Here is a 14,436-nt window from a genome sequence, read left to right as displayed (position 1 = left end):
CAATCGATTTGGTTTCGGGAATTTACGATTCAAGTGCGTCGTCAAAAAAAATTGACGTCCTGGCGCCGGCCAAGACCAACTCAGTCGAGTTCATGGACCGCGGCGTTATCCTGTACCTCGCGCAGGCCTTTATAGGAGGCATGACGCAGGTTGCCATCGTCGGTCCAGCCACGGAACTCGATTTCGGCGATGAGCGTCGGCTGCGCGAAGACGTAATTCCTGCCCTTGAGCGGAACGACCGGTGTCTTCGTCTTCAGCCTATCCAGGGTCTTCTTCAGATACGCCGCATCTTTCTCCTTGAACCCGGTTCCAACGGCGCCAACATAGACCCAGTCATGTCCACGTCTCGCCGCCAGCAGCAAACTGCCAATCCCGCCGCGCGCCACCGCCGACTGCTCGTAGCCGACAATCATGAAGCTCTCGCTTTGAACACACTTGATCTTCAGCCAGTCTCCGGTCCGGCCTGAGCGATAAGGGCTGTCACGATGTTTTGCGATAACGCCTTCCATGCCGAGGGAGCACGCGCTCGCCAATAATTCAGCGCCGTCCGCTTCAATTTCTTCGGACAGCTGAATTGCGCCGGTCGCGTCTTCCAGCAGGTCCCCCAGCAAGTGCCGGCGGACCGACAGCTCGGTACGAGTGAGATCGTGACCATCGAAATACATAAGATCGAAGGCGAAGAGTACGGCTTCTGTCGACGCCCGTTTGCCGCCTCGCCCACCGAGCGAGCGTTGCAGAGCGCCAAAATCGGAGCGGCCCTCGCCGTTCAGCACCACCGCTTCGCCGTCAAGGATGGCAGTTGCAACTCCAAGGTCCCTGGCCGCTGCGGCGATAGCGGGAAACCGGTGCGTCCAGTCGTGGCCGCCCCGGGTAATGATCCGCACACCCTTCGGCTCGATATGGACCGCGAGCCTATAGCCGTCCCACTTCATTTCATAGACCCACTCGGGGCCGGACGGCGGGGCTGTCTTCAGGAGCGCCAGACATGGCTCGACGCGATCTGGCATCGGGTCGAACGGCAGATTGGGCTGAGCCGGATCGCGCCTGCGGCGCGGCTGCGATTTTGCCGTCAGGCTGTCATTATGCAGGAGCGGCTTGGCGGGGCGTTTCATTTGCCCGCCCGGTTCTCGGCCGCAACCGACTTCTTCAGCGCGTCCATGATATTGATGACGTTGCTGGGTGCCGACTTCGCCGGTGTGGATGTCCCGGGTTTTGCAGACTTCTTCAGCGCTTTCTTCTTGGCGGCAATGATGTCAAGCAACCGGTCCTGAACCGGATCGATGACCATCTTGGGGTCCCAGTGCTGCGTTTGCTTTTTGATCAGTTGCTGTACGAGACGCATCATCTCGCTATCGGCCGTTTCATCTTCTTCGATCCCGCCAAAGTAAGTATCCTCGTCACGGACTTCATCCCCATAGCGCAGCGTCCACAGAACAATACCCTTGCCGCGTGGCTCAAGCATGACGGCGCGCTCGCGGCGGGTAATTACCAGACGTGAAATTCCCACCATGTTCTGCGCTTCCATCGCATCCCTGATGACCGAGAATGCTTCCTGGCCGACGGCATCGTTGGGTGAAAGATAATAGGGCGTGTCGAGCCATATCCACTCGATGCTGTCACGGGGCGTAAACGTCGAGATGTCGATGGTCTTTGTGCTGTCGAGCGCAACGTTTTCCAGTTCTTCGTCTTCGAGGATGATGTATTCGTTCTCGCCACGCTCATAGCCCTTGACCTCATCCTCCTCCCTCACCTCTTTTCCGGTAACGCTATCGACGTAGTGGCTGACGACCCGGTTTTCGGTATCGCGGTTGAGGGTGTGGAAGCGGACCTTCTCACTTTCGGACGTTGCCGGCATCATCTGCACGGGACAGGTGACGAGCGAGAGTTTCAGATAACCTTTCCAATAGGGACGGACAGCCATGATTTCCTCCGTCAGCCGGCGCGGCGCGTCTGTGACGAGACCGCATTTGATTTGGCAGCAGCACCCGGTTTTGAAGCCTTCTGACGGCCACCACTCTTATTGGCGTTAGAAGCGGCGCGTTTCTGGCTGGATTTGGTGCCCATGCCAGCACTCTCACGCAGCGCCTGCAAAAGGTCGTTTTGCTTGGGGACCGCTGCGGCCTTCTTCTTCGGCAGGGCCCTGCCCTCGATCTTGGCCTTCACCAGCTCGGCAACGGCGGCCTCATAACGGTCGTCGAACGTGCTGGCATCGAAGGTCCCCTTCTTTGTGCCGATAATGTGCGCGGCGAGCTCAAGCATCTCGCCTTCAATCTTCAGGTCCGGCAACTCCTCGAAGGCCTCCGCCGACGAGCGGACTTCATAGTCAAAGTTGAGCGTCGTGGCGATCAGGCCCTTCCCGTGTGGCCTGATCAGCACCGTACGCAGGCGTCGGAAGAGCACGGTGCGGGCGATCGCAGCAACTTTGGCTCGTTTCATACCATCGCGCAACAGAACGAAAGCGTCCGTCCCCATCCTGTCGGGCGCCAGATAATACGGCTTGTCGAAATAGACGCTGTCGATCTCGCTGCAGGGGATGAAGGCGTCGATCTTCAGCGTCTTGTCGCTGTGAGGCACGGCGGCAGCCACCTCATCCGGCTCGAGAACGATGTACTGGCCGTTCTCGATCTCACAGCCCTTGACCTGGGCGTCCCGTTCCACAGGATCGCCGGTCTCGCTGTCGATGAATTCGCGTTTCACCCGGTTGCCGGTTCGGCGATTGAGGGTGTTGAAAGCGATCCGCTCCGATGATGATGCTGCAGTGTAGAGAGCCACAGGACACGCGACCCTCTCCGAATTTGATAAAGCCCTTCCAGTTCGCTCGCGGGGCAACCATGACGCAAAACTCCTGCCACAACCAATGCGATTCAAGCGAATCAGCATGCATTTGTTCCGAGTCAAAACGAATCATTTTTCAAGGACTTAAGGCCACGATCACCACTCGTTATGCGAGTCTGCGCTAGACGCTTGATTCGGATGCATCTTTTTGCGGCGACGAACGTTTCCCGTCACGAAACCTAAAAGAGGAGGCCTGCCATGAGCAAGCGTGAACTGATTGATACCGGGACCGACAAGCGTTATGTCCGCCGCGATAAGGACGGCAGGTTTAAGGAAAGCGTCGACGTCTCGCGATCGCTTTCTGCCGACGCGCGCCACGATGCTAAGCATGATGCGAAACCGGGCCAGGGCGACCGGGGTGATCGCAAGCGCTGACGAACCCGGTGAAGCTCGCCACGTACAACGTCAACGGCATCAACGGCCGGCTCGAAGTCCTGCTCCGCTGGCTCGATCAGGCAAAACCCGATGTCGTCTGCCTGCAGGAGTTGAAGGCGCCGGACGAGAAGTTTCCGCGCCGCCAGATTGAGCGCGCAGGCTACGGCGCCATCTGCCATGGTCAGAAATCCTGGAATGGCGTCGCAATCCTTGTCCGGGGTCAGGAACCTCTCGAGACGCGCCGGGGACTTCCCGGAGACCCTGACGACACCCACAGCCGGTATATCGAGGCAGCCATCGATGGCGTAATCATCGGCTGCCTTTACCTGCCGAACGGTAACCCGGCACCCGGCCCGAAATTTGACTACAAGCTGCGCTGGTTTGAGCGGCTGCATTCCTACGCGGCTCAACTGCTTGAGCTGGACGTGCCATGCGCCCTTGTCGGAGACTTCAACGTCATGCCGACCGATCTCGATGTCTATAAGCCAGAGCGGTGGCGAGACGATGCCCTGTTTCGCCCCGAGGTTCGCGCAGCCTATGCCGACCTTATCGCCATGGGCTGGACGGACGCCATCAGGCTGCTGCATCCGGATGATCAAATCTATACCTTCTGGAAGTATTTCCGAAATGCGTTTGCCCGTAACGCGGGTCTGCGCATCGATCATTTTTTGCTGAGTTCGTCACTAGTCGAACGACTGCAGGCTTGTGGCGTCGATAAGTTTGCGCGCGCGTGGGAGCACACCAGTGATCACGCCCCCGCCTGGATTGAGCTGGACGACCGATAGAGAGAGAATCAGGATGCTTCGCACGCCTCCCTGCTGGCGGCGATTGGCGGACCAACATTTCGCATGAGCGCTGTCATCGCGGCCGGGCTGGAAAGATCTTGTCCATAATCGAGCACGTGTCGACGCCTTTGGACTATCGTAACGCGCCCGAAAAGCCGGCGTCCATCTTGCTTGTAGAGAGGCAATCAAGTCGACGATTCAGGGGTCGCAACCGCTCTCAGATCTTAGCGGCTATCAAGGCTGCAAAAAGCCATGCGACTGTCTTCCTGAGGAGATCGGCCGATGACGGCGGCAGAACATTGGGCAGCCGCCTAACCTTCATCTTCGGCGCGCGTTCAAGTTGAAAAGACGCGAGCAGCATCAACGCGTTTTTGTCTCAACATACGGCACGTTCTTGCTTTGATACGCTCTTATACCCAGTTCTCGGTATGCCTGAACAAGTTCGACCGCGGCAGCTCTTGAGCGAGAACCCGCCATTGATATCTTGCCCGCATTAGAGCGGCAGCACGTGTATTGAGGAGTACGCGGCCGCTTTCTGGGGAGGATCTCATGAGATTTCTGTTGGCCGTTTCGCGCGCCATTGATGCAGCCAATTCCGCGATCGGCAAAGGTATTTCGTGGCTGCTTCTGGTGGCTATTTTCATCAGCGCCATCAATGCGGTCATGCGCAAGGCGTTCTCCATGAGCTCAAATGCATGGCTTGAATCGCAGTGGTACCTGTTTTCTGCCGTATTCCTGATCGCCGCCGCCTACACGCTCCTCAACAATGAGCATGTGAAGGTCGACCTCGTTTACGGGAATCTTCCGCGCAAAGGGCAGTTATGGGTCGATATTCTCGGCACCATCTTCTTTCTCATGCCCTTCTGCATCATCACGGTCTATCTCTCCTGGCCAGTGTTCCTGCAGAAATTCGCTTCCGGTGAAGTTTCGAACAACACGGGCGGCCTCATCCAGTGGCCGGTCTGGGCGCTGATCCCGATCGGTTTCAGCCTCCTTGCCCTGCAGGGTGTTTCGGAGCTCATCAAGCGCGTCGCTATCCTGCGCGGCGTTATTCCTGATCCGGTTGCAGAGGCAGACGCCGAAGCGGCGATGCTCTGATCGAAGGAAAACAATAATGGCATTCATTGCGGAAAATCTCGCGCCAATCATGTTCGCGGCGCTCATCATCGTGCTGCTGCTCGGCTACCCGGTAGCCTTCGCCCTGGCTTTCGTCGGCTTCTTTTTTGGTTTCATCGGGATCGAACTCGGGCTGCTGCCGGCAACCCTGTTTCAGGCCATTCCCGATCGCATATTCGGCCAGATGTCGAACGAAACATTGCTTGCCATACCTTTCTTCACCTTCATGGGGCTGATCCTCGAAAAGAGCGGTATGGCGGAAGATCTGCTGGACACAATCGGCCAGCTGTTCGGACCCGTCCGCGGTGGCATTGCCTTCGCGGTGATTTTCGTAGGAGCGATTTTGGCGGCTACCACAGGCGTTGTTGCAGCCTCTGTCATCTCGATGGGCCTTATCTCGCTGCCGATCATGCTGCGTTATGGTTATGACCGCAAAATCGCCGCCGGCACGATCGCAGCGTCGGGCACGCTGGCGCAGATCATACCGCCAAGCCTCGTCCTGATCGTACTCGCCGACCAGCTCGGACGCTCGGTTGGTGACATGTACAAGGGCGCACTTGTTCCGGGCCTGATGCTCGTAGGGGCTTATACGCTCTTTATCATCATCACCTCGATCATCAGCCCGGCGAAGGTCCCGGCCCTGCCATTGGAAGCGCGGACTCTGCGTGGCGGCAAGCTGCTGCTGAAGGTCATCACCTCCCTGGTGCCACCTCTCGTGCTGATATTCCTTGTGCTGGGCACGATCTTCCTCGGCATCGCAACGCCTACGGAAGGCGGCGCGATGGGAGCGGTGGGCGCGCTTGCGCTTGCGCTCGCCAACCGCAAACTCAATTTCGGTCTCATACAGCAGTCGCTTTACGCCACCGCGAAGCTGTCGTCCTTCGTGCTGCTTATCCTGCTCGGCGCGCGGGTCTTTTCGCTGACGTTTTACGGTGTGAACGGGCATGTCTGGGTCGAACATCTCATGACGTCGGTCCCGGGCGGAGAAATCGGCTTCCTGATTGTCGCGAACCTGCTGGTCTTTTTCCTGGCCTTCTTCCTCGACTATTTCGAGTTGGCCTTCATTATCATCCCGCTCCTGGCACCTGTCGCAGATGCTCTCGGCATCGACCTGATCTGGTTCGGCGTCATGCTGGCGGTCAATATGCAGACATCGTTCATGCATCCGCCCTTCGGTTTCTCGCTGTTCTTCCTGCGATCCGTGGCGCCGACACGCGCTTACAGGGATCGCATTACCGGGCAGACGATCCAGCCGGTGACGTCAACCCAGATTTACCTGGGTGCAATCCCCTATCTCTTTATTCAACTTGCCATGGTCGTCATCATCATCGCCTTCCCAGGCATCGTGATGCACTACAAGTCTGGCGTCAAACAGGTCGATCCATCTGCCGTCCATATCAATGTCCCGATGCCCAGCGCAGGCACGGACGCCGATCCTTTCGCGAATCCTTTCCTGGCGCCCGGCAACAGCGCGCCGAGCTTTGGAAAGCCCTCGACACCCTGAAATAGGTCGGGCACCGAGGCGCCCGTCACAGCCTGCCGGCGCGCCAAACGCCGGAAACATCCAAAGAAGGAGGAGGTAATTCATGAAGGTCAACCCAGGTCGCCGGCAACTATTGTCGGGCGGCGTGCTGGCAGGGGCGGCTGCGGCCGTTTCCACACTGGCAACGCCGGCCATAGCCCAATCTTTGCCCAACATTCGTTGGCGTCTCACGTCAGGCTTCCCGAATAATCTGGATACGATCTACGGCGGTGCCGTAGTCATGTCCAACGCCCTGAAGGCGATAACGGGAGGCAAGTTCGAAATCCAGGTTTTCCAAGCAGGCGAGATCGTCCCCGGCGCTCAGGCGATCGACGCGGTAAAAGCGAATACCGTCGAAATCTCCCATACCTGCGGATATTATTTCACCGGCAAGGATCCGACTTTCGCCATCGGCTCGACCATTCCGTTCGGCCTGAACGCCCGACAGCAAAATGCCTGGCTTTATCACGGCGGCGGAAACGAAGCTTACAACGAGTTCCTGTCCGACTATGGCGTCATCGGCATTCCCGGTGGTGCGACGGGTGCCCAGATGGGCGGCTGGTATCGCAAGGAAATCAAGGGTCTCGAGGATATCAAGGGCCTCAAGATGCGCATTGCCGGCGTTGCTGGACAGGTGCTGGCCAAGCTCGGTGCCGTGCCCCAGCAGCTTCCGGGCGGCGACATTTATCCCGCGCTGGAGCGTGGAACCATCGACGCTGCTGAGTGGGTTGGCCCCTACGACGACGAAAAGCTCGGGTTCTACCAGATCGCGCCCTATTATTATTACCCCGCGTTCTGGGAGGGTGGACTGACGATCCACTTCTTCGTCAACAAGGATCAATATGCGGCCCTGCCCGATGAATACAAGGCAGCGCTGGACACCGCTTGCAAGGCCGCCAATATCAACATGCAGGCGCTCTACGACGTCAAGAACAAGGACGCGATCCGCACGCTGGTGTCCAAGGGCACGCAGCTTCGACCGCTGCCCCGGGATGTACTCGACGCCGCCTACAAGGCGACCTTCGAACTCTACGACGAATACACCCAGAAGCACCCGGCATGGGCCAAGATCTATCCTGGCTGGAAGAAGTTTCGAGATGAGAGCTTTGAGTGGTTCCGCGTTGCCGAATACACCTATGACAGCTACGGCTATGCGATGCAGACGACAGGGAAATAAGCCCGCATAAACGTGTATCGGGCCCCGGGATGGCGACATTTTCGGGACCCGATTTTCAGCCTCGTCTTATTCTTTGATGAGCCCGTTATCTACCGCATAGCGAATAAGGCCGGCGGTCGTCGCGATATCAAGCTTCCGCTTGATGTTCTTGCGATGGGTTTCCATCGTGCGCTCGGAGATATCGAGCGCCACAGCAGCATCGCGGTTACTTTTGCCCCGTGCGATCAGAAGCAGAACGTCCTGCTCACGTGTCGTCAGCTCCTTCAGCCTACCGGACGATCCCTCCATAAGGACATCGCGGACACCTGAGGAAAAATAGGTTCCGCCGGCGGCCACGGTCTCGATTGCCACCACGATTTCTTCGATCGCCACGTCTTTGAGGATATAACCGGCAGCACCATACATGACCGACGTCGATATATATTCCCGGCTGTCATGCATGGACAACATCAGCACCCGAGAGGAAAGCTGCTTCTCCCTGAAGAGCTCAAGAGCATCGATGCCATTAATCTGTGGCATGTTTATATCCATCAGTACGACATGGGGTTGCGTGGCGACAGCCGTATCAATACCCGCCGTGGCAGAGGCCGCGGTCCCAACGACCTCAATATGCTCATACGTCTCAAGCACAGCCTTCAACCCGTCCAGAACCAGAGGGTGATTATCGACGAGAAGGACACGGATCGAATGACGGTTCACTCTGCAGCCTCCTGCAGACGTTGGCCTCGATCCTTCATGGCGGTAAGTGGCAGGACCGCGCGCAGAACAGTGCCTTTTGCGGAGCTTTCGACTTCAAGCCTGCCCCCGAAATGGGTCATGCGTTCCTGCATGTTTCTCAAGCCAAGGCCTTTGCTGGCCGGCATCTCCTTCTCTGTCCGGGCGGCTGGAAATCCGCGGCCATTATCGCTGACGACCATCTGCACCCTTTCATCCCGACTGGAGAACCTGATGGTCACCTGCGTTGCATCGGAATGGCGCTCGATATTGGTGAGCGCTTCCTGCGCAACACGATAAAGGGCGACGCGTGCTTCAGGAAGCAGCATGTGCTTGAAAGCCACGGACTCAAGCGTGGCCGCGATGCCGGTTCGTTCTGAAAAGCTTGAAATCAATGCTTCCAGCGCCGCAGACAACCCCAAATCGTCGAGAACGCGGGGTCGCAAATCATGAGAGATACGACGGACCTCCTTGATTGCCTCGGTCAATGCCGACGCACCCTTTCCAATCGCTTCGACAGCGCCCGTGTTTTCCGGCGTCACCTTGCGGCGCGCAAGATCGATTGCAAACCGGACGCCGACCAGGTTTTGGGAAATGCCGTCGTGCAACTCGCGAGCGATGCGCAGGCGTTCCTCTTCCTGAGTATCGATCACCCTCTGCATCAACGCCTTGAGACGCCCGTCTGCCAGCCGTTGCTGGCGCAGATTGAGCACCATACATGTGGCAAACACCAGCAGCACCGCAGGGACCGAAAACAATGCAACAATCAGGAAATTCCATGTGATGGAGTGACGTAGTTCTTCCTTGGCCGCCGCGGTAGCCGCGAAAACATCATCAAGATAGACTCCTGTGCCGATCATCCAGCGCCATTTGTCGAGACCGGCGGCGAAAGAAAGCTTGTCAGCCATCTTGCGTGTGGAAGGCTTCTCCCATTTGTACTGGACGAGCCCGCCCCCTTCCTTGGCTTTCTGAATCAAATCGTAGATGACCCGGTTGCCGTCAGGATCATAGAGATCGAGCCAGTTATTGCCGGGGCGGAAATTCTGCCGCGGATGAACGACATTTAGCCCATCATAGTCATAAACGAAGAAATAACCGTCCCTGCCATAATCGAGGTCCGTCAGAATACGCTTGACCTCTTCCTTGGCGGTTTCGTCATCCGGTCCCGCTTTATCGTAGACCGAACGGATCGCGGAAAGGGCGAGATTGGTGAGGTTGAGAAGTTCAGCCTCTTTTGCCGCAAGCATGTTTCGCTCGAACGCATCGATACTGGTGCGTGCCAGCGTCATGGACTGCCAGGTGATGAGCGCCGTGATAACGATAATAGCAAGAACAAGGGGCCCTATTGCCAGTGCAAGGATCTGGTTCCTGAGTCTCATGCGGCCCCTCCGACACATTCGCTCCGACGCATCATCACCTAACAACAGTTCGCGCTGCAAGTCGAGCATCCCCGGGCCCGTGACCAGGATGCCGCAACAAGCCTTTTTGACCGACGCTTAGTCTTTCGCTCGACCCGGAAGATCGGCCAGGCTCTGCGCCCATGGCAAAGCCGAAGAGCACCAGATCTGCGAACGGGGCCTGAGTTGCTGACGCTGGTTCACCGTTCCCAGTCTGATCCCAATCTGCTCTCCATCCTCATGCTCTCCGGTCGTGTAGACGGGCGATCCGCAGTCGGCACAGAAGAACTGGAGGCGCCGGCTGCCGTTGTCGGCGGTTTTCACGTAAAGTCTGGGCGTACCGGACGTGATCTGGAAGCGGTTGCGGTGTGTGCTGACGGTCACTCTATACGCGGAGCCGGTCAACCTCTGGCAGTCGGTACAGTGGCAGATTGCGACGTCCTGCGGGTCAATCTCGGCTTCATACGTGATCTTTCGGCATTGGCATGCGCCATCGACGTGCATGTGAGGCTCCTTTCATTGTTGCTATTGAAACGTCGAGGATGCCCTCCCAGTTCGACATTAAATCTGCCCCGCCCGCGCCCCGTCGTGGGCGTGGCCGTCCTTGCGCTTGCGTCGTTCGCGCATTTTCGCCTGCCGTCTCGCATCCCGCAATTCATCCAGTGTCGGCTGCCACCAACCGCGGTTCCTATCAAACTGGATCGGTTCGTGTTGTGCCGGCCAGGTGTGAATCAGCTCTTCCAGTGTGGGCAATCGCCACAGTACCCACACATGTTCATCGCTGACGCCAGGATGGTGCTCTGCGACCTCTGCCGGATCGACAAGTTCTCCGGTCACTTCGGTGGCGACAACTACTCCATAGGCAGGCGTAGCCACCGGTCGTCCTAGGGGCGGCATTTCGTCACTTGCAACGGGAAGCCTTTTCTTCCTGCGTTCCGTCGCGCGCCGCTTTGTCCTGGCTTCTTCCTCCGTGCCTCTTCTGGCTTGGGCTCTCTTGCGTCTTTCCTCTGGTTCGGCCCGTTTTGCAGCATCTTCAATAGCTTCCCATCGGCTCTGTAGTTCCTCATAGAATGCAAAGGGCACTTCCCAAGCTTTGGCTTCACCGTTCCAGCGGGCGAAGGAAATTTGTCGAAGTTCGTCAACGACCTCACGGGAATAGGGCGTTCGGACGCGTAAACCGCCGCCGTGGACCTCCAGGTATGGGCTCAGTATAGGCTCAAACTCGAAGAGGTCACGTCCCCTCTCCTCTTCGAAGGGAGCCTTGCGGTCGGCTTCCGACGCCAGCCACCGGTCAATCCGGCGCCGCGCGGTGCTGCCGGGAACCGTCCACGCCTTTAGGCGGTCGCTCCATCGCGCCTTGGGAAAAGTCTCTCGGAACCGTGCGACGGTCATGCGGTCAAACGGAAACGACACTGTTTCCAAAACTCGGTTGTTGGGCTGATGCTCTTGTTCGTCGTCCATTTCAGAAAACGATCCGCCGCGGGCCCGGTTGCGTCCAGTGCACGAATTTTAAAAAACTAAACGCGTCGCTAACCGTCCGCGAGACAATCCCCGACAGAAGCTGACCGACGAATGCAAGGGAACTCATGATGATGGCGATCGGGCTTGCGACGACGGAGTTCGAGAGCCGACTTGCCGTCAACGGCTCAGACGGTGGCGACACGAAGACATGGAGAGCATTCGTCCCCGGCACCCCGGCACCCCGGCATCAGGGCCGAGAGCCGTGCGAAAGCTGTCGATTTTGATGCTGCCGTTTTTGACAAGTAGTAGCGTCGCCAAAGGCGTTCGCGGACGAGACGTATCTTCGGTGGTCGCTGCGCCGGTTTCGCGGGCTCTCGTCAGGAAGCGCCATCTCGGCCAGATCGTGCAATAGTCTGTCACGCCCTGGAATCTTGATCTCATGTCTTGGGCGGCCGAGGCAATGCAGGCAATAGTGAAAACATAAGTTCGGATAGATGACCGCAACGCGTTTTTAGACAGGCCGCGGCGACCAGCAATTTACGCGACAGGTTGTAGCCGTTTCAGCGTCACGGCCTCAACGGCAGATGATCCCCTTGAGGGTCGATAAACCCTTATCTCTGGACGTAGCGCGAGAATCATGTTGTATCTTTGGCGGGATTTAGTCGGCAAACCGAACTTTGCCCGCCAAGGGGACGATATGGCGATAGCGAATAAGATCGAAGCGGCGATTTTGCAGAAGGAAGATGCGGGCGGCAAGATAGCACGTCACGCAAGCCTTTTGTCGCAGCAATTGCAGGAACTGCGAACACGCATGTATCCGCCTAAGTCAGAGAAAAGCCTGCGCCCCTTCCTGACCAACGAAGTATCCAAACTGACGTCCATTCCTGATTCAACCCTGAAACTTCTTTCGAGTGAGGGGCGCGGTCCTGTTCCCGGACGGCTGGAAAACAATCATCGCGTCTACACCCTGGCCCAGATCAACGAATTGCGGGAGCTTTTCGCAAGCCAGAAGCCTGCCGATGCATTGAGATTTTTGCCCCGGCGCCGCGAGGGTGAACACCTTCAGGTGGTGGCAATCGCCAACTTCAAGGGCGGCAGTGCCAAGACCACGACCTGCGTCCACCTCGCGCACTATCTGGCCTTGCAGGGCTATCGTGTCCTCGCACTGGATCTCGACCCGCAGGCGTCACTTTCCGCTCTCTTCGGCGCCCAGCCTGAATTTGACGTAGGCGCCAATGAGACGATCTATGCGGCGTTGCGCTATGACGATGCAGAGCGTCGGCCGATCCGCGACATCATTCGCAAAACATATTTCGACGGCATCGACCTGATACCGGGCAACCTCGAGGTCATGGAATATGAGCACGAGACGCCCAGGGTTCTGGCGCAGAAATCCGGCTCAGGGGCAATTTTCTTCGAGCGCTTGAAACTGGCATTGGCCGAGGTGGATCAGGACTACGACGTCGTGATTCTCGATACCCCTCCTTCCCTTGGGTTCCTCACCCTCAGCGCGATCTACGCCGCCACCAGCATGATCATCACCGTCCATCCGGCAATGCTTGACGTGGCTTCGATGAGCCAGTTCCTGTTGATGATGGGAGACCTGATCAGCGTGCTGAACGAAAGCGGCGCACAACTCGATCAGGATTTCATTCGCTATCTGGTTACCCGCCACGATCCGAACGACGCGCCGCAGTCGCAGGTAGTCGCGATGATGCGTCATCTGTTTGGCACGGATGTCCTCCTGCCGACCTTGATCGAGAGCACGGCTGTGGAAGCAGCGGGGCTTGCGAAGCGCTCCATCTATGAACTCGAAATGGGCCAAATCGGTCGTGACACGCATAAACGTGCTCGCGAGGCGGTTGACGCCGTGAACGAAGCGATCGTGAAACTCATCAACACAAGTTGGGGGCGTACATGACGAGCAAGTCGCGCAAATCGATTGTGGCAAACTTCGGTTTGCTTTCTGCCGAGTTGGAAAACCGGCTCTCGACCGAGAACCCGACCCCCGCTCCCCAGCCCGTGCCAACTGCGCGAGTGGGCGCAGGCGTGATCGGTGCGGCGCATCGGGCGATCGACGACATCAAATCTGAACGCGACCGCCTGAAGGCTCTGGTCGAAGCCGGCGGAGGCACGATCCGCGAACTCGATCCCTTAAGTATCGACCCCTCGCCCTTTCCTGATCGTCTTCCTGACGATGATGCGGCCGATTTCGAGGCGTTCCGGAACTCGATACGGTCCGAAGGCCAGAAGGTTCCCATACAGGTCCGCAAATCACCTTCGTCTCCTGACCGCTATCAGGTGATCTACGGCCACCGCCGGCTCCAGGCAGCCAGAGACCTTGGAATTCCGGTCAAGGCGATCGAGGTCGAGATTTCCGACGTCGAACTTGCTATCGCACAGGGTATTGAAAATGCTGATCGCCAGGATCTGACCTGGATCGAGCGCGCCCTCTTCGCCCGTCGCATGGATGATGCTGGTGTAAAGCCTCGGGATATCAAGGCTGCGCTGTCTATCGATGACCCCGAACTCGCTCGCATGCGGTCCGTCTACCGTGTCGTCCCGACCGAAATCATCGAAGCAATCGGGCGGGCGGGCAAGGTCGGTCGCCCGAGGTGGGCCGACTTTGCAAAGAACTATTCCGAAAGGCCGGATCTCCACGATGCATTGAGGAATGTTTTATCCGGCAGCGCCGAAAAGCGCCTGGGATCGGACCAGAAGTTTCTTGCAGCATTCAATGCTCTCAAACCTGAGGCCCCCCAGAAGGACACTGGAAAGTCCATTGCTGGACCCGCAGGCGAGCAACTGGGCAGGCTTGTTCGTACCGCGAACGAGGTTCGTATTTCAGCGCACACAGCGTCAGCGAAGGAATTCCTGAGCTTTATCGAATCGGAGTTGCCGACGCTGGCTGAGCGCTTCAGTCGTGAGAAGTCTAAGAACTGATCGAAGCCGCAAGCGGATTTCGACACGAATTCAGGAAGGAAAGCGCGCAAAAGAAAAAGGCCCCCGAAACGTTGCCGTCATGGAAGCCCTTCTCGTTGTGTGAGAGCTTGA

The 14,436-nt window shown here is 57.8% G+C and carries 13 protein-coding genes and 1 pseudogene; 7 read left to right on the top strand and 7 right to left on the bottom strand.

Annotation, left to right across the window (positions count from 1 at the left end):
* Positions 1 to 80 precede the first annotated feature (80 nt).
* From ligD to QE453_RS24505, 3 genes and pseudogenes are all read right to left on the bottom strand, one after another.
* Positions 81 to 1,112 (bottom strand): non-homologous end-joining DNA ligase, encoded by a 1,032-nt coding sequence (gene ligD, locus QE453_RS24515; RefSeq protein ID WP_309778543.1) that lies wholly within the window; start codon positions 1,110 to 1,112, stop codon positions 81 to 83.
* Entirely contained in the window at positions 1,109 to 1,921 is an 813-nt protein-coding gene (locus QE453_RS24510; protein ID WP_309778541.1) for a Ku protein, read from the bottom strand. The genes ligD and QE453_RS24510 overlap by 4 nt, the downstream gene beginning before the upstream one ends.
* 11 nt (positions 1,922 to 1,932) lie before the next feature.
* Positions 1,933 to 2,833: pseudogene (locus QE453_RS24505) on the bottom strand (Ku protein).
* 200 nt (positions 2,834 to 3,033) lie between these two features.
* Between QE453_RS24505 and QE453_RS24500 the strand changes: the two are divergent.
* The 5 genes from QE453_RS24500 (at position 3,034) to QE453_RS24480 (ending at position 7,810) form a co-directional block, all read left to right on the top strand.
* Positions 3,034 to 3,210, top strand: coding sequence for a hypothetical protein (locus QE453_RS24500; protein ID WP_309778540.1), 177 nt, complete (start codon positions 3,034 to 3,036; stop codon positions 3,208 to 3,210).
* A gap of 8 nt (positions 3,211 to 3,218) precedes the next feature.
* Entirely contained in the window at positions 3,219 to 3,995 is a 777-nt protein-coding gene (gene xth, locus QE453_RS24495) for an exodeoxyribonuclease III (protein WP_142187316.1), read from the top strand.
* Positions 3,996 to 4,544: 549 nt separating this feature from the next.
* Positions 4,545 to 5,093, top strand: coding sequence for a TRAP transporter small permease subunit (locus QE453_RS24490; protein ID WP_022557685.1), 549 nt, complete (start codon positions 4,545 to 4,547; stop codon positions 5,091 to 5,093).
* Positions 5,094 to 5,106: 13 nt separating this feature from the next.
* Positions 5,107 to 6,615 carry a TRAP transporter large permease subunit gene (locus tag QE453_RS24485; protein ID WP_309778715.1) on the top strand — a complete coding sequence of 503 codons (1,509 nt, stop codon included), beginning with the start codon at positions 5,107 to 5,109 and terminating at the stop codon, positions 6,613 to 6,615.
* Between the two features lie 82 nt (positions 6,616 to 6,697).
* Positions 6,698 to 7,810, top strand: a complete 1,113-nt coding sequence (locus QE453_RS24480; protein WP_309778537.1) for a TRAP transporter substrate-binding protein — start codon at positions 6,698 to 6,700, stop codon at positions 7,808 to 7,810.
* Between the two features lie 66 nt (positions 7,811 to 7,876).
* On the opposite strand, the gene QE453_RS24475 is transcribed toward QE453_RS24480, so the two are convergent.
* From QE453_RS24475 to QE453_RS24460, 4 genes are all read right to left on the bottom strand, one after another.
* Complete coding sequence (locus tag QE453_RS24475) at positions 7,877 to 8,509, bottom strand: response regulator transcription factor (protein WP_142187321.1); 633 nt, start codon at positions 8,507 to 8,509, stop codon at positions 7,877 to 7,879.
* A complete protein-coding gene (locus tag QE453_RS24470; RefSeq protein ID WP_309778535.1) occupies positions 8,506 to 9,903 on the bottom strand; it encodes a cache domain-containing protein in 1,398 nt (465 codons plus the stop codon). The genes QE453_RS24475 and QE453_RS24470 overlap by 4 nt, the downstream gene beginning before the upstream one ends.
* 117 nt (positions 9,904 to 10,020) lie before the next feature.
* The gene (locus tag QE453_RS24465) at positions 10,021 to 10,425 is read right to left on the bottom strand and encodes a GFA family protein (RefSeq protein WP_309778533.1); all 405 of its coding nucleotides are present in this window, start codon (positions 10,423 to 10,425) and stop codon (positions 10,021 to 10,023) included.
* 57 nt (positions 10,426 to 10,482) lie between these two features.
* On the bottom strand, positions 10,483 to 11,382 hold the full coding sequence (locus QE453_RS24460; RefSeq protein ID WP_309778531.1) for a hypothetical protein: 900 nt from the start codon (positions 11,380 to 11,382) through the stop codon (positions 10,483 to 10,485).
* Between the two features lie 637 nt (positions 11,383 to 12,019).
* Between QE453_RS24460 and repA the strand changes: the two genes are divergently transcribed.
* Positions 12,020 to 13,303 carry a plasmid partitioning protein RepA gene (gene repA, locus QE453_RS24455; RefSeq protein WP_309778530.1) on the top strand — a complete coding sequence of 428 codons (1,284 nt, stop codon included), beginning with the start codon at positions 12,020 to 12,022 and terminating at the stop codon, positions 13,301 to 13,303.
* Positions 13,300 to 14,325, top strand: coding sequence for a plasmid partitioning protein RepB (gene repB / locus QE453_RS24450; protein ID WP_077987703.1), 1,026 nt, complete (start codon positions 13,300 to 13,302; stop codon positions 14,323 to 14,325). The genes repA and repB overlap by 4 nt, the downstream gene beginning before the upstream one ends.
* Positions 14,326 to 14,436: the final 111 nt, after the last annotated feature.

It is taken from the genome of Agrobacterium sp. SORGH_AS_0440 (genome assembly GCF_031453135.1).
In the GTDB taxonomy this organism is placed as follows: Bacteria; Pseudomonadota; Alphaproteobacteria; order Rhizobiales; family Rhizobiaceae; genus Agrobacterium; species Agrobacterium pusense.
This window is presented reverse-complemented; position numbering and strand designations above follow the sequence as displayed.